Here is a 17,998-nt window from a genome sequence, read left to right as displayed (position 1 = left end):
ACACCGTGCGGGCACGGGCGGCGCCCGCCGCCTCGTCCCAGGCGGGGACCCAGCCGCGCGCGGTGCCCGCGGGTGCGAGCTCCTGCAGGCGGGCGGCGACCCGCTCGGGGGTCGTGTCGCTGATCCACGCGCCCATGCCGGACTCGGAGCCCGCCAGGTACTTGAGCTTGCCGGGGGCGCGCAGCACCGAGAAGACCTGCAGGTGCAGGCGCGTGAGCGTGACCTCGTCGGTGCCGCCGTCGGCGACCGACCGTCCCTCGTGCGCCGGAGCCTGGTGCCAGGCGGCGATGTACGGGAGGGGGATGGGGTCGCCGTCGGCGGTCTCGAAGAACCGGTCGAGCCGCCGGAGGAGCTCGAGGTAGGTGGCCGCGAGGTCGTCGCGCTCGGCGTCGGTCAGCGCGGGCAGGTCGGGCACGTCGCGGCGCGGCGCGAGGTGCACCTCGACGGGCCACTTCGCCGCATACGGCACGTACGCGACCCAGTGCTCCGTCTCGAGGACCACGCGGCGCCCGTCGGCGAGCTCGGAGTCGAGGACATCACGCAGCAGGTTGCGGCCCGTGCGCTCGTGGTGGGCGCGTGCCTGGGTGAGCAGGGCGCGCGTGCGCGGGGTGACGTACGGGTACCCGTAGATCTGTCCGTGCGGGTGGTGCAGCGTGACGCCGATCTCCTGGCCACGGTTCTCGAAGCAGAAGACCTGCTCCACGCCGGGGACCTGCCCGAGCGCGGCCGTGCGGTCGGCCCACGCGTCGATGATCGTGCGGACGCGCTGCGGGGGGAGGGCCCCGAAGGACGTGTGGTGGTCGCTCGAGAAGCACACCACCTCGCACCGGCCGGCCGCCGGGCCGTGGACCTGCAGGGGGGCGTCCTGGACCCGCTCGTCGCCGATGCCGGGGACGCGCTGGAGCGAGGGGAAGCGGTTCTCGAACACCGCGACGTCGTAGTCCGTGTCGGGGATCTCGCCGTCCGAGTAGGCGCTGCCGGGCCGCGCGGGGCACAGCGGGCACGAGTCCGCGGCCGGGAGGAACGTGCGGTTCATGCGGTGCGCCGCCATCGGGATCCAGTCGCCCGTCAGCGGGTCGAGGCGCATCTCCGGGCCCGAGTACGGGTGAGCCACGCCGTCCGGTCCCGGGACCGGGGCGAACCGGTCGGGCAGCGGGCGCGGGTCGTCGAGGCGGCGCGTGCGCTCGCCCGAGACGTACTCGGGCGAGTCGTCGAAGTAGACGAGGTCGCGGCCGTCGGCGAGGTGCGTCGCGGTGCGTCGCAGGTGCTGGTTCATGGGTGCGAGGACTTCCGTCGGTGGGGAGGGTTCTGGGATCCCGGGTGCGGGCTCAGGCGAGGACGAGCTGCTCGACGAGGTCGCGCACCCGGTCCTGCTCACCGGCGGGGAGCGCGGAGTCGGTGACGAGCACGTCGACGTCCGCGAACGACGCGAAGACGCGCAGCCCGGTGGTGTGCCACTTCGTGTGGTCGGCGAGGACGACGGTGCGTCCTGCCGCGTCGATGAGCGCGCGGTTGGTCGCCGCCTCGTCGAGGTTCGGCGTGGTGAGACCGACGTCCGGGTCGATGCCGTGGGTGCCGAGGAACGTCTGGTCGACGCGGAGCCCGGCGAGGGCGGCCTCGGCGAGCGGCCCGACGAGCGCGTCCGACGGCGTGCGCGACCCCCCGGTGAGGATCGTCTCCAGCCGGGGGTCGCCGGCGCGGTGCAGCGTCTCGGCGACGGGCAGCGAGTTCGTGACGACGGTGAGCGGGCGCAGCGCGGGCGAGGCGGCGATCTGCGCGGCGAGCAGGTGGGTCGTGGTGCCCGCGCTCAGGGCGATGGACGACCCGGGCACGACGAGGCGGGCGGCCGCCTCGGCGATCGCCTGCTTCTCGTCCGCCTCACGGGTCCGCTTCGCCGCGAACCCGGGTTCGTGCGAGGTGGTGTGCGGCGCCACCGCGCCCCCGTGCACCTTGCGGACCAGGCCCTGGTCCGCCAGCTCGAGGAGGTCCCGCCGGATCGTCATGTCCGAGACGCCGAGGTCCCGGGTCAGGTCGCCGATCCGGACGGCACCGCTCGCGCGGACCTCCGCGAGGATCCGTTCGTGGCGCTGTGAGGCGAGCATGCTGCCAGTATCGTCCAGTCGGCGGGATAAATCCAACACGATCGAACATGATTGAACACTGGGCCCGGGAGGTCAGGTGCCCCCGCGCAGCGCCGCGACGGGTTCGATCGCCGCGGCCTTGAGCGCGGGGTACGTTCCCGCGAGCAGGCCCACGACGCCGCCGAGGCACGCCGCCCCGAGCGCCATGCGGACGTCGAGGATCGGCGTCCACTCCTGCACGACCGAGACGACGACGACCGAGAGCACGCCCAGCGCGGACCCCACCAGGCCGCCCAGGAGCCCGATGACGACGGACTCCACCACGAACTGCCCCGCGATGTCCCGGCGCGTCGCCCCGAGAGCACGCCGCAGACCGATCTCGCCCACCCGCTCCATGACGGACAGCAGCGTGACGTTCGCGATGCCGAGCCCGCCGACGACGAGCGCGATCGCGCCCAGTGCGAGGAAGATCGCGTTGACGTCCGCCTGGACGTTCTCCTGCAACGCCGAACCGGAGGTCGGCGCCATCACGGAGAAGCCCTCGGGGGCGTTGGGGTCGAGGGCCACCGGGACCTGACGGGCCACGACGCCGCCCGCACCCGTGGTGATGCGGATCTGGAGCTCCTCGGGGGCCACGACCCCGAAGTCGGCCCGAGCGGTCCCCGCAGGCAGGATGACGGCGTCCAGGAGATCGGTCCGTCGGCTCATGCCGTCGACGATCCCCATCACGGTGTACGACTGCTCGCCCACGAAGACCGACGGCTGGCTGTCGACGCGGTTGATGCCGAGCCGCTCGGCCGCGCGGGCACCCAGCACGGCGACCCTGTCGGCACGCGCGTCGTGCCCCGCGTCGAAGAAGCGTCCGGTGACGACGTCGCCGCGCACTGCACCGAGCAGCCCGGGACTTGCCGCGACGACGTCGGGGCTCGCCTGCGCGGCCACCGACGGGTCGTTCACGGGCACCGCGGTCACCGTCCGACCGGTCACGTCGACCGGCGCCACGACTCCCGCCTCCTCGACCCCGGCCAGGCGCAGGACCCGATCGCCCGCGTCCCAGGGGATCCGGGCGATCGCGCGCTCCTCCCCGGACATCAGCATGGTCGTCTCCGGCTCGACGACGACCTGCGTCGCGGCCACGGCGTCGAACTGCTTGCCGATCTGGCCCGCCGCGGTCTGCGCCAGGCCGACCGTCACGACGACCGACGCGATGCCGAGCACGGTGCCCAGGACGGTGAGCAGCAGGCGGCCCGGCCGCGCGCCGATCCCGTGCGCGGCCTCCGCGAAGAGGTCGCGCAGGCCGAACCGGTCCCGGCTCCGACCGCGCACCGCTCGGACGCGACCACGCTCGCGCACGGCGCCGTCCCGGTCGCGCGCGCGACCCCAGGGCGGCCTCACCGGTCCAGCTCCTCGAGCCGGCCGTCGGCGATCCGGACCCGGCGCTGCGCCCGGGCCGACACGACGGGGTCGTGCGTGATGACGGCGAGGGTCAGCCCGTCCGCGTGGAGCTCGTCGAAGAGGTCCATGACCTCTCCCGAGCTCGCGGAGTCGAGGTTCCCCGTCGGCTCGTCGGCGAGCAGCAGGTGCGGTGCCGCGACGATCGCGCGTGCGACCGCGACGCGCTGCCGCTCGCCGCCGGAGAGCGTCGTCGGCAGGAACTGCGTCCTGTGGGTCAGGTGGACGCGTTCGAGCGCGGCGGTCGCGCGGGGCACCCGCTGGTCCCGGGGCACTCCGCTGTAGAGCGTGGCCAGGAGGACGTTGTCCAGCACGGTGCGCTGCGGCAGGAGGTGGAACGACTGGAAGACGAAGCCGATCCGGCCGCCCCGCAGCGCGGAACGTGTCGACTCGGAGGCGGTACCGGTGGGCACGCCGTCGAGGAGGTACTCGCCGTCCGTCGGCCTGTCCAGCAGGCCGAGGATGTTGAGCAACGTGGACTTCCCCGACCCGGACGGGCCGATGATCGAGAGGTACTCGCCCGGGTCGACGCGCAGGCTGACGTCCCGCAGCGCCTCGACCAGGGGCGGACCCGGGAAGCTGCGGGTCACTCCGACGAGGTCCACCACGGGGGGCGGCCCCGTGGTCGGCCCGGGCTCGGCGGGCGCTGCGGGCTCTGTGGTCGACGGCCCGGCGCCGCTCCGCTCCGCGACGCCCGGCAGGCCCAGATCGGTCCAGGTCACTCGCCGACCACCACCAGGTCGCCCTCGTCGAGCTCGCCGTCGGCGGAGACGATCTCGACGAACCCGCCGGCCGCGAGGCCGGTCTCGACGTCGACGAGCTCGGTCTCGCCGGAGTCCTCCGAGCCGGAGGGGCGCTGGACCTCGACGCGCGACTCGCCGCCGGGTCCCGCGGTGAGGGCTGCGAGCGGCACGGCGAGCACCTCGCCGCCCGTGGAGCTCACCGGGACCCGCACCCGGACGTTCTGGCCCTGGAGCGCGCCGACCTGCTCCGGCGTGAGGTCCCCGGGCGCGAGGGTGACGACGAACCGCCGGCCGCCCGGAGCGTCTCCCGCGCCGTCGCCGTCGTCGCCCTCCGTGCCCTCGCCGCCCCCGGTGCTCGTCTCGACGGAGCTCACCGTGGCAGCCACCTCCGAGTCGTCCGGGAGGGTCACCGTGGCGGGTGCCCCCACCTCGAGCAGCTCGGCGTCGGACGCCGCGGCCGACGCCTCGAGGACGAGCGTCGCTCCCGAGACCGACATGACCGGACCCTCGATCGTCCCGCCGCGCTGGACGAGCACGTCGTCGACGCGACGCGGCAGCCCGGCGAGGAAGAGGACCTCGCTCACGGGGAGCGGGGTGAGGGTCTGCGTGCCGGCCTCCGCGAGCGCCTCCTGGGCGTCGGCGAGCTGCCGGCGGGCCGACTCGACGGCCGCGGACTCCGCGCTCGTCTCGCGCGGCCGGTCGAGCGCGGCGCGCTGCGCCTGGGCGAGGCGCAGCGCGTCCTCGGCCCCGGCTACGTCCCCGCCCTCGACCGTCGCGGCCGTCAGGGCGCGCTCGGCGGCGCGGACCGCGTTGTCGCTCTCGAGCTTCTCGACGTCGCTCGCACCGGCCTGTGCGGCGGTGAGCGCGGCCTGTGCCGCGTCGAGCGCGTCCTGGGCCGCCCGCTCGCCCTCGCGCGCCGACGAGACGGCGAGCTCGGCCTCCTCGTCGGCGGAGGGCGCCGGATAGCCCACCTGGGCGTACAGCCGCTCGACGGCGGCCGCGGTCGCCGCGTCGTACCGGTCGTCGTCGGCGCGACCCGGGTCGATGCCGACCGCCGCGAGCGCCGCCTTGAGCTGGAGCACGTCCGGCCCGGAGACGCCGGCCCGGAGCGTGCGGTACGCGGGCAGCTCGCCCGGGAGCACGACGACGGGCCGTCCGGCGATCTCGAGCGCGACGGCTGCCGGACCGAGCTCCGCCCCGAGCTCCGGGACCTGGCCCGTCACCACGGCGGGCCCGCCGAGGTCGCCGGTCTCGATCTTCACCGACACCGCGTCGTCGTACGTGGCGTCGGCGCGGAGCGTGACGTCGTTGGCGATGACCCGACGCTCGACGGGGACCGTGATGGCGCCGGGTGCCGGCGGCTCCGCGTCGGCGGCGGCCTGCGCGGGGGACACGACGAGCCTGCTGAGCAGGATGCCCGCGACGAGGCTCAGGGTGGCGACACCCGCGACGAGGACGATGAGCCGGTTGCCGCTGAGCGCGAACGAGCGTCGTGGGCGACCTCCGTCGGGCGTCTCCGCGGGAGCAGGCGCCGCCAGGGTGTCGACACCGTTCACGCCCGGCGCTCCCGATCCGCCGGGGCCCTGGCCGGACTCGCTCACTCCTGGGCCTCGGCGACGAGGTCGCGGATCGTCTCGAGGGTGTCGGCGTGCTCCTCGACGAAGGCCTCCTCCAGCTCCCGCTGCACGTCCTGGTAGGTCTCGGCGTAGGAGACCTCCTGCTGGCAGGCGTGGTCGGCGACCGCGGTGTCCCGCTCGAGGTCCTGGATCTCCGTCATCTGCTCCTCGCTCGGTCCCTCGGGCGAGTCCGTCTCCCACATCGCGTTCGAGCGCTCCATCATGTCGTCCATCGCCTCCTGCGGTGTCGCGTACCCGCTGAAGCCCGCCTCGGCCATGCACCCGGCCCAGGCGGTCGTGACGTCCGCGAGGCGCGGGTCCTTCTCGACGTCCTCGTAGAGCTGGGTCGTGGCGTCGTTGAAGGCCACCATCTCCTCGCTCTCCCACAGGGCGTTCTGCGCGCCGTAGACCTCCTCCTGCGCGGCGCCCTGGCAGCCGGCCTGGGCCGGGTCGTACTCGGGCATCTCGGCGTCCTCGTCGTACTCCATGCTCGCCATGTCGCCGTACAGCGCCTCGTAGTAGGCCGTCTGCTCCGACTCGGACATCGCCTCGACGTACTCCTGGTTCGGGTCGACCCACTCCTCCATCGCGGCCTCCTCCTCCGCCGTCGGCTCGGGCGAGAGCGAGAACCCGTAGCCGTACTCGGCGGCGTACTCCGCGGGGTCCTGGTCCGCGGTGTCGAACGAGAAGGTGGACTGCGACTGGTCGACGGGCTGGTACTCGAACCCCTGCTCCGTCATGCAGCGCGCCGTCGCCTCCTCGATCTCCATCGCCTCGGCGTTCGCCTTGTCCTCGTCCCACTCGCCGTAGACGTCCTCCCAGAAGTCGGCGAGCGGACCGTCGGTGCTGGTGTCGGAGGCTTCGCCCGACCCGCCGCAGGCAGTCAGCAAGAGGGCGGCACCGAGGACGAACGACGTCGTCGCGGTGCGTCGGGCGGGAAGGGATCGGGGCACGGGAGCTCTCCTTGGTCGGGGCCGTCGTCCCGGGGGTCCCGAGCTCCTGGCCGTCGTGCGGCTGTCGTGAACGATGTCGGTGCGAGCGGTGCGAGCGGTCGGAGGGGAGGGCGAGGTCAGTAGCGGATCGCGTCGATCACCTTGACGCGGACGGCCACGAGGGCGGGGATCAGGCCTGCGAGCGCCCCGACGGCTGCGGCGGCGAGCAGCCCGGTGGCCGCGGCCGACACGGGGAAGGCGGGGCGGTCCTGGACGGCGGAGCCCATGAGCTGGTCGATCGGCACGTTGTGGAGCGCCACGACGGCGACGCTCACGCCGACCACGCCCGCGACGAGGGTCGCGACGACGCTCTCCATGAGCACGGAGAAGAACACGCGCCCGGAGCTCGCGCCGAAGCTGCGGCGGATCCCGATCTCGCGGATGCGGTAGCGCACGGTGACGAGGCCGATGTTCACGAGCCCGAGGCCGCCGAGAAGGAGCGCGATCGCGCTCACGCCGATCACCACCCAGCGGATCGCACCGTCGACGACGTCGTAGGCGGGGGAGTCCATGCGGTAGACGTCGACCTGCGTCCCCGGGATCGCGGCGGCGACGTCGCGCCGGATCGCGTCCGTGAGCGGGTCGGCGAGGTCGGGCGGGACCCACAGCTCGAGCGACGGCGGTCCGCTCGTCATGAGGGACTCGGGCGTCGCCCACCGTGCCTGGGCGCTGACCAGCACGTAGGCCTCGGGCTGCATGCCGGGCCAGGGGTCCGGGTAGGAGCCGACGACGGTGGCCACCACCGGGTTGGCGCCGCCGATGGTGACGGTGGGGTGGTCGGCGACGCGGACGCCGCCCATCGCGTCGAGGAAGGTCTGGTTCACGACGAGCGCGGGAGACAGGCGGTCCGCGTCCGCGTCGGTGAGCCACCGGCCCGACTCCACCTCGAACCGGTGCATGACGGCCCACCCGGGCTCGACGCCGTTGGTCCACACCTCCAGCGACCCCTCGGGGAACCGCACGGTGGCCGGGCTCGTCGTGCGCAGCGACGTGTGCTCGACCTGGTAGCGCTCGACGATCTCGTCGAACACGGCGGCGTACTCGTCGGGAGAGGGCTGCTCGGCGCCCATGGGCCAGGCGGAGACGTTCAGCGAGGCAGGGCGACCGCCGTCGCGCTCGGTGGTCTCGGCGGACACCTGCCGCAGCATCGCGCCCGCCGCGGAGATCGTCGTGATCGCGCACACGGCGACGGCGACGCCGACGAGGGCGAGCAGCACGCGCAGCCTGTGGACCCGCAGCTCCTCCCAGGCCTCGATGACGGTGCCCACGAGACCGGTCATGCGGCGTCCCCCGCGCGGACGCCGGAGCTCTCGACGAGCAGGGGGCGGGCGACGTGCTCGGCCTGGTGGTCGTCGTCCGTGCGGTCGACCGTCGGATCGCCGATCGAGGCGTCGCCGACCGAGGCGTCGCCGACCGACGGGCCGGCCGCAAGGCTGCGCGTCGCGCCGTCGGACAGGGCTGCGAGCGCCCCGAGCGACCCGGCGCTGCGGGCGCTGATCGCGATGGGGGTGAGCACGCCGTCGGCGAGGCGGAACTGGCGGGAGGCACGTGAGGCGACCGCGAGGTCGTGCGTGATGGTGACGAGCGCGGAGCCGTTCTCCCGGGCGATCGTGTCGAGCAGGTCCATGACCTCGGTGCCCGTGTCGACGTCGAGCGCTCCCGTCGGCTCGTCGGCGAGGATGACGCGGGGGACGCGGACCAGCGCGCGCGCGATGGCGACGCGCTGCTGCTCGCCGCCCGAGAGCTTCTCCGGGCGGGTGTCGAGCCGGTCGCCCAGCCCGACGCGCTCGAGCATCTCCGCCGCCAGGGCGCGTCGGCGCCAGAACTGGCGACCGCGTGCGTAGAGCAGCGGCGCGACCACGTTCTCGAGGGCCGTGCGGCCCTGCAGCAGGTTGAACTGCTGGAACACGAAGCCGAAGTCGGCGCCGCGCCGCCGCGCCCGGGCGCGCCCGGACGACCGACCGACCGGGGCGCCGTCGAGCAGCAGCTCGCCCTCGGTCGGGGAGTCGAGGAGGCCGAGGAGGTTGAGCAGCGTGGACTTGCCGGTGCCGGACCGGCCGACGATCGACACGTGCTCCCCGGCGTCGACCGTGAGGTCCACGCCCCGCAGGATCTCCAGGACCCGGTCGTCGGGCAGCCGGACGGAGCGCGTCACCCCGTGCAGCTCGAGGAGGCTCATCCGACGAAGACCTCGCCGGTCGCGCCGCCCTCGACGGGGGCGACGTCCTGGCCCGGGACGAACTCGAGGACCTCGTCGCCCTCGGCGAGTCCCTCGACGATCTGGACCTGCGCACCGTCGGTGAGGCCGAGCGTGACCGGCCGCTCCTCGGGCTCACCCTCCTCGCCGAGGACCCACACCTTGCCCTGCTCGACCCTCCCGAGGACCGCGGTCACCGGGAGCACGAGGGCGCCCTCCGCCGATCCGGCGGTGATCTCGAGCTGGGCGGCGAGCCCGGCGAACACCGTCACGTCGCCCGGGACCGCGCACGTGACCGACGCGGATCCCCCCGGCGAGGCCGGGTCGGCTGCAGGGTCCTCCGCCTCGCCCGACGCCGTGGCGGCCGCGCCCAGGCGCAGTCCCGTGCACGTGAAGGGTGCCGGCCCGCCGGTCACGGTGACGGTCGCCTCGGTCGGGATCTGCAGGAGGCGGAACTGCTGGTCGGCCAGGAGCGAGCCGGTGGCGGACAGCGTCCCGGGGGAGATCGTGGCGAAGTCGTCGCCGACCGCGACCTCCTGGTCCACGAGGGCCGTGAAGGTTGCGACGGTGCCGGCTGTCGTGGCGGGGACGGTCTCGCGCGTGACCTTCGGCCTGCGCTCGGTGACGGTGACCTCGCCCGTCTCGGGATCGGTCTTCGTGAAGGGCTCCTGGGGCTCCGTGAGCGTCACCTCGAGCAGTGCGGCGCCGGCGGCCACGACGTCGCCGGGCTTCGCGTGCACCGCGGTGACCGTCCCGCGCTGCGTCACCTTCTGGGTGGTCGCGGGGTCGGCGACGATCTGCCCCGTGACGGTGACGGTGTTGACGATGTCTCCCGTCGCGACGGCGACCTGCGGCTCGACGAGCTGCGCGGAGGGCGACGCCGGGTCCGGCGGGGGTTCGGGCGCCGACCGGAACGCGATGACGGCGAGCGAGACGGCGATGACTCCCCACACCACGAGGCGCAGGGCGGGGAAGACGAACCGGCGGGTGATACCCACGAGCGGGCTCCTGTGAGGACGGGACGGCCAGTGACGGCGGAACGGGCGGGGCGCCGACGATGGCGGCCCGGCCCGAGGCTAGGGCGGTCCGGGGACCGCCGTCCTCATCCCTCGGGAGGAGATTCGTCGGGCTCGCGTGCGCCCCGGGTCATGTGCGCGCAACGTCGCGCCGTGTCGACGGCCCGGGCGGGAGCGATCCCATGCCGTCACCGGGGCGGCGTCCGCGGGCGTCGTCGCGTCCAGCAGGCAGGGTCCCGGTGCACGTCGCAGACGTGCGGTCGGCGACGGCACGGTCGACCCCCTCTTTCCGGCCCCGAGGGGCCGCCCCCTGGCGAATTGGGGGAGAGGCTATACCATCCCGTGGCGCGCCGACCAGGGCGTCCTGTCCGGCGCCCGGGACGGGGTCAGACGACGGAGACCCCGAGGCGACGACCCGCGAGGCCGCGCGGACGTCGGGCCAGGCTGCGGGCGACGTCGGCCAGAGCGACCGCCGCCGCGGAACCGGGGTCGGAGAGCACGACGGGCGTGCCGCCGTCGCCCGCCTCGCGCAGCGACACGTCGAGCGGGACCTGGCCGAGCAGCGGGACGTCGGAGCCCACTGCGCGCGACAGGTTCCGCGCCACGCGCTCGCCGCCGCCGGACCCGAAGAGCTCGAGCCGCGAACCGTCCGGCTGCTCGAGCCACGACATGTTCTCGACGACGCCGACGACGCCCTGCTGCGTCTGCGTGGCCACCGAGCCGGCCCGCTCGGCGACCTCCGCCGCCGCGACCTGCGGCGTCGTCACCACGACGATCTCGCTGCCCGGCAGGAGCTGCGCGACGGAGATCGCGATGTCGCCCGTGCCGGGCGGGAGGTCGAGCAGGAGGACGTCGAGGTCGCCCCAGTACACGTCCGCGAGGAACTGCTGGAGAGCGCGGTGCAGCATCGGCCCGCGCCACACGACCGGCTGTCCGGCGGGCACGAACATGCCGATCGAGACGACCTTGACGCCGTGCGCGACGGGCGGCAGGAGCATCGAGTCGACGCGCGTGGGCTGGCGGTCGACCCCGAGCATGCGCGGGATCGAGAAGCCGTAGATGTCGGCGTCGACGACGCCGACGGACAGCCCGTCCGCGGCGAGCGCGACGGCGAGGTTGGCGGTCACGGACGACTTGCCGACGCCGCCCTTGCCCGACGCGATCGCGTACACCTTCGTCAGCGAGTCGGGCTGCGCGAACGGGATCACCGGCTCGCCGACGCCGCCGCGGAGCATCGTGCGCAGCTCGGTGCGCTGCTCGGCGCTCATGACCCCCAGGTCGACGCGCACGTCCGCGACCCCGTCCACCGCACGGACGGCGGCGTCCACGTCGCGCACGAGGGTGTCGCGCATCGGGCACGTCGCGACGGTGAGGTCCACACCGACGGTGACGAGCGTCCCGAGACCGTCGCGCTCCTCGGTGTCGACCGAGCGGACCATCCCGAGATCCGTGACGGGACGGCGGATCTCCGGGTCGAGGACGGTCGCGAGGGCGGCGCGGACCGCGTCCTCGAGCGGTGCTGCGGGAGCGTCGGGCATGGGTCCATCGTAGGTCGGTGCCGGGCGGCGCCAGGGCCAGGGTGCCGAGCCGGGGACGGAGGTCCCGCCGCGGGCGGCGGCCCTGGGGCGTGGGCGTGGGCGGGCCGTACTACGGTGCACGGATGGACGCCCTCGCCTCCTTGGTGCGTGACAGCGAGCTGTTCGGCGACGCCGCACGGAGCGCGGCACCCGACGCGCGGGTCCCGTCGTGCCCCGAGTGGGTGGGTGCGGACCTCATGTACCACCTGGCCGAGGTGCAGGACTTCTGGTCGCGCGTCGTCGGCCAGGCCCCCGGCGAGGGACTCGACGGCGACGAGGTGCCGCCGCTCGCGCGCCCGGAGTCGGACGCCGAGCTGCCGGCCCTGCTGCAGCGCTCGACGAGCCGGCTCGTCGCGGCGCTGCGCGGGCGAGACCCGGACGAGCCGTGCTGGTCGTGGCACGACGAGGGGCGCCGCGTCGGCTGGGTGCTGCGCCGCCAGGCGCACGAGGCGCTGATCCACCGGGCCGACGCCGAGCTCACCGCGGGCCGCGACGTCACGCCGGCCGACCCGGCCGTCGCTGCGGACGGCGTCGACGAGGTCCTCGCCGTCATGGTCGACGGCGTCCCGGGCTGGGGCGTCTTCACGCCCGACGGCGCGACCGTCTCCGTGGTCGTCGACGGACCCGGGGAGACGCCGCGGAGCTGGGAGCTGGCGTTCGGGCGGTTCACGGGGACGGGGCCGGAGTCGGGCACCGCCTACGACCTCGACACGGCCCAGCTCGTCGACCTCCCGGGCTCCACCACGACCCAGGTCGCCGGGCCGGCGTGGGCGCTCGACCTGTGGCTCTGGGGCCGCGGCAGCGCCGAGGGGCTCACCGTCGCCGGCGACCGGGCGCTCGTGGACCGGCTGCGCCGCGTCGCCGCGGAGGGCACGCGGTAGGCCGTCGTCGCGCCGGGGCGAGCCGTCAGTCGCGGGGCACGCCCTCCTCGTCGGCGGCCGGCCGCGCCGACTTCTCCTCGAGCTCCTCGAGGAGGTTGCGGATCTCGGACCGCACGAAGTCGCGCGTGGCGACCTCGCTCAGCGCGATGCGCAGCGCGGCCATCTCGCGGGCCAGGTACTCGGTGTCGGCGAGGTTGCGCTCGGCGCGCTGGCGGTCCTGCTCGGCGGTGACGCGGTCGCGGTCGTCCTGACGGTTCTGCGCGAGCAGGATGAGCGGGGCGGCGTAGGAGGCCTGGAGCGAGAGCATGAGCGTCAGGGCCGTGAAGCCGAACTCGGCGGAGTCGAAGCGCAGTCCCTCGGGTCCCCAGGAGTTCCAGACGATCCACAGGACGCAGAAGATCGTCAGGTAGATGAGGAAGCGCGGCGTGCCGAGGAACCGCGCGATGCCCTCGGTCGCCCGGCCCACGGCATCCTGGTCCATACGGTTGCGGGGCAGGAGCGTGCGCCGTGCCGCCTTCGGCGTGTCGAGGCGGTCAGCCACGGGGGACCTCCGTCCGGGCGCGGGGCGCCGTGCCGGGTCGCGGGTCCTCGGGCCGGTGCTCGACCTCGATCTCGTCGGTCTCGCGCCAGTCCTCGGGGAGCATGTGGTCGAGCACGTCGTCGACGCTGATCGCGCCGAGGAGCCGCTTCTCGGAGTCGAGCACGGGGACGCACAGCAGGTCGTACGTCGCGAGGATGCGCGTCACGCGACCGAGCGGCGCGTCGGGCGCGATCCCCTCGACGTCCGTGTCGAGCACCGACCCGACGGCGGCGTGCGGGGGCTCGCGCAGCAGCCGCTGGAAGTGGGCGACGCCGAGGAACCGGCCCGTGGGCGTCTCGAGCGGTGGCCGTGCCACGAACACCATGGACGCGAGGGCGGGCGCGAGGTCCTTGCGACGGATCTGCGCGAGCGCGGTCGCGATCGTCGTCTCGGGCCCGAGCACGACCGGCTCGGTCGTCATGAGACCGCCCGCGGTGTCCTCCGCGTACGCGAGCAGGCGCCGCACGTCGCGCGCCTCGTCCGGCTCCATGAGCTCGAGCAGCTGGGCGGCCTGCGCCTCGGGCAGCTCGTGCAGGAGGTCGGCGGCGTCGTCGGGCTGCATGGCCTCGAGCACGTCCGCGGCGCGGCCCGTGTCGAGGCCCGAGAGGATCGCCACCTGGTCGTCCTCGGGGAGCTCCTCGAGGACGTCGGCGAGGCGCTCGTTGTCGAGCGCGCCCGCGACCTCGAGGCGCCTCGTGTCGCCGAGGTCGTGGATGACGTCCGCGAGGTCGGCGGGCTTGAGGTCGTCGTACGCGGCGAGGAGCATCGCGGCGCCCTGGGCGGCTCCGGTGCGCCCGGCGAGACCGGTCACCGCCTCCGTGTCGACGACGACGGCGTCCCCGCGTCGCCGCAGGCGCAGCGTGCCCTTGTGCTCGCCGGACCGGCGGACGTAGAGCTTCGCGACGAGCCAGTCGCCCGTCCGCTGCCGCTCGATCGCGAGGTCCTCGACGGTGCCCGTGCCCGAGCCGTCGACGAACTCGACGCTCCGCTCGAGGAGCTCGCTCAGCGCGAGCGTCTCCATGGCGCGCTGCTCGAAGCGGCGCATGTTGACGAGCCCCGTCGAGATGACCTGGCCCCCGTCGATGCTCGTGACCCGCGTGAGCGGCAGGAACACGCGGCGCCGGCCGGGCACCTCGACGACGAGGCCGACGGCCCGGGGCAGCCCTTTCGGCCGCAGGAGCACGACGACGTCGCGCACCCGCCCGACCTGGTCGCCGATCGGGTCGAACACGCTGGTCCCTGCAAGACGCGCGACGAAGACGGTGGTGGCTGCACTCACGCGGCAAGCGTACGCAGGTGCCGGTCCGGGCGCGCCGGAAGGCCGGCCGCGGTCCGTGCGCGCGCGCCGAGCGGCCCGGCACGCCGTAGCGCTGCGCCGACGAGTAGGACAGACTGGGCGAATGAGCATGACGCGCCCGAACGTCAACCCCCGAGTGCCCACCCTGCCGCGCGGCGAGGAGATCGCGTCCTACGCGACGTACCTCGAGGCCCAGAAGGCCGTCGACTACCTGTCGGACAACAAGTTCGCCGTCGAGGTCGTGACGATCGTCGGGACCGACCTGCGCATGGTCGAGCGCGTCACCGGACGGCTCACCTACGGTCGCGTGGCGCTCGCGGGTGCGGCGTCGGGGGCGTGGTTCGGCCTGTTCGTGGGCCTCCTGCTCTTCATGTTCTCCGGCTCGGGCGGCTACGTGCTCACCGGCATCGCGATCGGTGCCGGCTTCGGCCTGCTCTTCTCCGTGCTGTCGTACGCGCTGACCCAGGGCAAGCGCGACTTCACGTCGCAGAGCCAGATCGTCGCGTCGGCGTACGCCGTCCTGTGCGCCACGGAGCGTGCGGGGGACGCGCGCCAGCTCCTGGCCCGGATGCCCGAGGGCGGCGGGGTCCGCGCGCCCGCCGCTCCCGCGAACCCGACGTGGGGCACGCCGGCCGGACCGCCGCAGCACCAGGCCCCGGTGCCGCCCCCGGCCGGACAGGCCCAGCCGCCGGCCGGACCGGCCCAGCACCCGGCACCGCAGCCGGGCACGGGGCAGGGTGCGCCGACGCCGCCCCCGGCCCGGACGCCCGACCCTCGCTGGACCACGCCCTCGGGCGAGCCGCGCTACGGGGCCATGCGCCCGACGTCGGGCACGACGGACGCGCCGGACCAGGCCGCCCCGCAGAACCCGGCCGAGCGGCCCGCCGACCCGACGCCCCCGGCCTGACGCGCGGCGTCGGGCGCACCCACGGCACCGGGCTCAGGCGCGCAGGGACGCCATCCAGGCCTCGACGTCCTCGGGGCGGCGCGGGAGCGCGGCCGACAGGTTCTCGTTGCCGTCGGCCGTGACGAGCACGTCGTCCTCGATGCGCACGCCGATGCCGCGGTACTCCTCGGGCACGGCGAGGTCGTCCGCCTTGAAGTAGAGGCCGGGCTCGATGGTGAAGACCATGCCCGGCTCGAGGATCCCGTCGAGGTACAGCTCCCGGCGCGCCTGCGCGCAGTCGTGCACGTCCAGGCCGAGGTGGTGCGACGTGCCGTGCACCATCCAGCGCCGGTGCTGCTGACCCTCCGGGGACAACGACTCCTCGGCGCTCACCGGGAGCAGACCCCACTCCTCGAGGCGCGCGGCGACGACCTCCATCGCCGCGGCGTGCACGTCGCGGAACCGTGCGCCCGGCACCGCGACGGCGAACGCGGCGTCGGCGGCGTCGAGCACCGCCTGGTAGACGCGGCGCTGCACGTCCGTGTACTCGCCGTCCACGGGCAGCGTGCGGGTCACGTCGGCGGTGTAGAGAGAGTCGACCTCGACGCCCGCGTCGAGCAGCACGAGCTCGCCCGGGCGCACGACGCCGTCGTTGCGGATCCAGTGCAGCGTCGTCGCGTGCTCGCCCGCGGCGGCGATCGTCTCGTAGCCGACCGCGTTGCCCTCGAGGCGCGCGTGCCCGTCGAACGTCGTCTCGATGACGCGCTCGCCGCGGCGGTGGCCGAGCGTGCGCGGCAGCGTGCGCACGACCTCCTCGAACCCGGCGATCGTCGCGGCGACGGCCGCGCGCATCTGCTCGACCTCGTGCGCGTCCTTGACCAGGCGCAGCTCGGAGACGGCCTCGACGAGCGCGGCGTCGGAGCGCCGGTAGGCGGCCTCGGCGCGCGCGAGCCACTCCGCCTCCGTGCGCTGCTCCTGCGCCTCCGCGACGGACTGCTCGGCCGAGTCCTCGGCCCCGGCCTCCGCGCGGATCGCCTCGACGAGCGCCTCGACGGCCTCGTCGGCTCCGGTCACGACGAGCAGGACCGTCCCGTCGGGCCCGACGTCCTTCGCGAGCGCGTCGCGCAGGTCGTCGACGTGGTTCGCCTCGATCCCCGTGAGCGTCGTGACGTCGTCGAGCGACGGGCGCGCGCCGACCCAGAACTCGCCGTAGCGCGCGTCGGCGTAGAACTCCTCGGTGTCGCGCGCCGCGAGCGGCCGCACGTAGAGGACGGCGTGATGGGCGCTGCGCGCTCCGTCCGGACCCGTCGGGTCCCCGGTGCCCGGCTCGACGGGGTGCAGGACGAGCACCGCGTCGGGCTCCTGGTCCCAGCCCGTGCCGGTGAGGTGGGCGAACGCCGAGTGCGGTCGGAACCGGTAGTCGGTGTCGTTCGAGCGGACCTTGAGCGGACCGGCGGGGATCACGAGGCGGGCGCCGGGGAAGCGCGCGGAGAGCGCCGCGCGGCGGGCGGCGGCGAACGGCGCGGCGGGCGACGGCTCGACGTCGAGCGCGGCACGCGGCGCCCAGCCGCTCGTGATGAACGCCTTGAACGCGGCGGAGTCGGGGCGCTGCGAGCGGTTGCTCCCGCGCGCCGCCACGTCCTGGGTCTCGGCCGGGCTCGCAGGATCGACGACGGCGGGGGCGGTGGTCTCAGGGGTGACGGGGGTGGCGTCGGTCATGCCCCCAGTGTCGCACCGCGGGGTCGGCCGAAGTCGGCGAGGGCGCGGGTGAGCACGCGGTTGAAGGCCTCCGGCGCCTCGCTGTTGACGTCGTGGCCGGCGCGCGGCACGACGACGAGCGCGGCGTCGGCGGCCGCGGCGAGGTAGCGCTGCTCGTCGAGGCGCAGGTGGTCGCGCGCACCGTTGACCAGCCACACGGGCACCTCGACGTCGCGCACGTGCGCGAGCCACGAGCGCCCGGCGAGCTGGGTCAGCGCGTCGGTGACGATGCCCCAGCCGGGCCGGTGCACGGCGGGCTCGGGTGCGCCGTCGGCCCAGCGCACGGCGTACGACGCCACGGACCCACCGGGCGCCGACCGACCGGCCCGTGTCATGGACGACCACGCGGACGTGCTGGTGCGGGCCGCCCACCGCGCGCCGCGGCCGACGGTGCCGCCGCCCGCGACGACGAGCCGCGCGACGTCCCGGAAGAGGGCGACGGGCTTGCCCTTGGGGTCGGACGTGCAGCCCGCGGCGACGACGCCCGCGAGGTTCGCGGGGCGGCGTGCCGCCCACGCGAGGGACGTGTACCCGCCGAGCGAGAGCCCGACGAGCGTCACGCGACGGTCCGGGCCGAACGACGCGGCGGCCTCGTCGATGACCTCGAACGAGCGCTCGAGCGTGAAGCGCTCGCGGGCGCGCGCGCCGTGCGCGGGCAGGTCGACCGCGACGGCGTCGTGGCCGAGCGACCGGACGTGCTCGACCTGACCGTCCCAGATCGCTCCCGAGGTCCGCAGCCCGTGGACGAAGACGACCGCGGGCGCACCGGTCCGGTCGACGCTCGGGGCGTCGTCCGTGGCGGGAAGGAGGACGGCGCGGGGCGTGGCTGTGGTGGTCATCGTTCCCGACCCTCGCACCTCTACCTGGGACGGCCGTGGGCGGGCTCCGGGCCCCGCGTGAACATCGTGTGCGGGTCCCGTGC

Annotated in this window: 15 protein-coding genes and 1 pseudogene; 2 read left to right on the top strand and 14 right to left on the bottom strand. The window is 74.8% G+C overall.

The features are described from left to right. Positions 1-73 precede the first annotated feature (73 nt). The 10 genes and pseudogenes from galT to ACZCLJ_RS07300 all read right to left on the bottom strand — a co-directional run. Positions 74-1,276: pseudogene (gene galT, locus ACZCLJ_RS07345) on the bottom strand (galactose-1-phosphate uridylyltransferase); the annotation flags it as partial. A 52-nt stretch (positions 1,277-1,328) separates the two neighbouring features. Continuing rightward, the gene (locus ACZCLJ_RS07340) at positions 1,329-2,102 is read right to left on the bottom strand and encodes a DeoR/GlpR family DNA-binding transcription regulator (protein WP_251153129.1); all 774 of its coding nucleotides are present in this window, start codon (positions 2,100-2,102) and stop codon (positions 1,329-1,331) included. Between the two features lie 72 nt (positions 2,103-2,174). After that, on the bottom strand, positions 2,175-3,434 hold the full coding sequence (locus tag ACZCLJ_RS07335; RefSeq protein WP_463106373.1) for an ABC transporter permease: 1,260 nt from the start codon (positions 3,432-3,434) through the stop codon (positions 2,175-2,177). A gap of 38 nt (positions 3,435-3,472) precedes the next feature. Next, the gene (locus ACZCLJ_RS07330) at positions 3,473-4,141 is read right to left on the bottom strand and encodes an ABC transporter ATP-binding protein (RefSeq protein ID WP_463106372.1); all 669 of its coding nucleotides are present in this window, start codon (positions 4,139-4,141) and stop codon (positions 3,473-3,475) included. A 110-nt stretch (positions 4,142-4,251) separates the two neighbouring features. After that, positions 4,252-5,832: a hypothetical protein gene (locus ACZCLJ_RS07325; RefSeq protein ID WP_463105978.1), complete on the bottom strand. Its 1,581-nt coding sequence runs from the start codon at positions 5,830-5,832 to the stop codon at positions 4,252-4,254. Positions 5,833-5,873: 41 nt separating this feature from the next. Next, positions 5,874-6,845: a hypothetical protein gene (locus ACZCLJ_RS07320; RefSeq protein WP_463105977.1), complete on the bottom strand. Its 972-nt coding sequence runs from the start codon at positions 6,843-6,845 to the stop codon at positions 5,874-5,876. A gap of 116 nt (positions 6,846-6,961) precedes the next feature. After that, positions 6,962-8,164, bottom strand: coding sequence for an ABC transporter permease (locus ACZCLJ_RS07315; protein ID WP_463105976.1), 1,203 nt, complete (start codon positions 8,162-8,164; stop codon positions 6,962-6,964). Further along, entirely contained in the window at positions 8,161-9,063 is a 903-nt protein-coding gene (locus tag ACZCLJ_RS07310) for an ABC transporter ATP-binding protein (RefSeq protein ID WP_463105975.1), read from the bottom strand. The genes ACZCLJ_RS07315 and ACZCLJ_RS07310 overlap by 4 nt, the downstream gene beginning before the upstream one ends. Beyond that, on the bottom strand, positions 9,060-10,079 hold the full coding sequence (locus ACZCLJ_RS07305; protein WP_463105974.1) for an efflux RND transporter periplasmic adaptor subunit: 1,020 nt from the start codon (positions 10,077-10,079) through the stop codon (positions 9,060-9,062). The genes ACZCLJ_RS07310 and ACZCLJ_RS07305 overlap by 4 nt, the downstream gene beginning before the upstream one ends. 404 nt (positions 10,080-10,483) lie before the next feature. Further along, positions 10,484-11,635: an Mrp/NBP35 family ATP-binding protein gene (locus tag ACZCLJ_RS07300; protein ID WP_251153133.1), complete on the bottom strand. Its 1,152-nt coding sequence runs from the start codon at positions 11,633-11,635 to the stop codon at positions 10,484-10,486. Between the two features lie 122 nt (positions 11,636-11,757). On the opposite strand from ACZCLJ_RS07300, the gene ACZCLJ_RS07295 reads away from it, so the two are divergent. Further along, complete coding sequence (locus ACZCLJ_RS07295; protein ID WP_251153134.1) at positions 11,758-12,555, top strand: maleylpyruvate isomerase N-terminal domain-containing protein; 798 nt, start codon at positions 11,758-11,760, stop codon at positions 12,553-12,555. A gap of 25 nt (positions 12,556-12,580) precedes the next feature. Here the strand turns inward: ACZCLJ_RS07295 and ACZCLJ_RS07290 are convergent, their stop codons facing one another. Both ACZCLJ_RS07290 and ACZCLJ_RS07285 read right to left on the bottom strand, forming a co-directional pair. Beyond that, positions 12,581-13,096: a DUF1003 domain-containing protein gene (locus ACZCLJ_RS07290; RefSeq protein WP_251153135.1), complete on the bottom strand. Its 516-nt coding sequence runs from the start codon at positions 13,094-13,096 to the stop codon at positions 12,581-12,583. Further along, complete coding sequence (locus tag ACZCLJ_RS07285) at positions 13,089-14,414, bottom strand: magnesium transporter MgtE N-terminal domain-containing protein (RefSeq protein ID WP_251153136.1); 1,326 nt, start codon at positions 14,412-14,414, stop codon at positions 13,089-13,091. Before ACZCLJ_RS07285 ends, ACZCLJ_RS07290 begins: the two co-directional genes overlap by 8 nt. A gap of 121 nt (positions 14,415-14,535) precedes the next feature. On the opposite strand from ACZCLJ_RS07285, the gene ACZCLJ_RS07280 reads away from it, so the two are divergent. Then, positions 14,536-15,339, top strand: coding sequence for a general stress protein (locus ACZCLJ_RS07280; RefSeq protein WP_251153137.1), 804 nt, complete (start codon positions 14,536-14,538; stop codon positions 15,337-15,339). A gap of 33 nt (positions 15,340-15,372) precedes the next feature. Here ACZCLJ_RS07280 and ACZCLJ_RS07275 read toward each other — a convergent pair whose 3' ends face one another. Beyond that, complete coding sequence (locus ACZCLJ_RS07275; protein ID WP_463105973.1) at positions 15,373-17,037, bottom strand: aminopeptidase P family protein; 1,665 nt, start codon at positions 17,035-17,037, stop codon at positions 15,373-15,375. Then, complete coding sequence (locus ACZCLJ_RS07270; protein ID WP_463105972.1) at positions 17,034-17,915, bottom strand: alpha/beta fold hydrolase; 882 nt, start codon at positions 17,913-17,915, stop codon at positions 17,034-17,036. The genes ACZCLJ_RS07275 and ACZCLJ_RS07270 overlap by 4 nt, the downstream gene beginning before the upstream one ends. Positions 17,916-17,998: the final 83 nt, after the last annotated feature.

This window comes from Cellulosimicrobium sp. So1_17 (genome assembly GCF_055181235.1).
The sequence above is the reverse complement of the archived record's forward strand: the minus strand, read 5'-3'. Positions and strand labels throughout refer to the sequence as shown.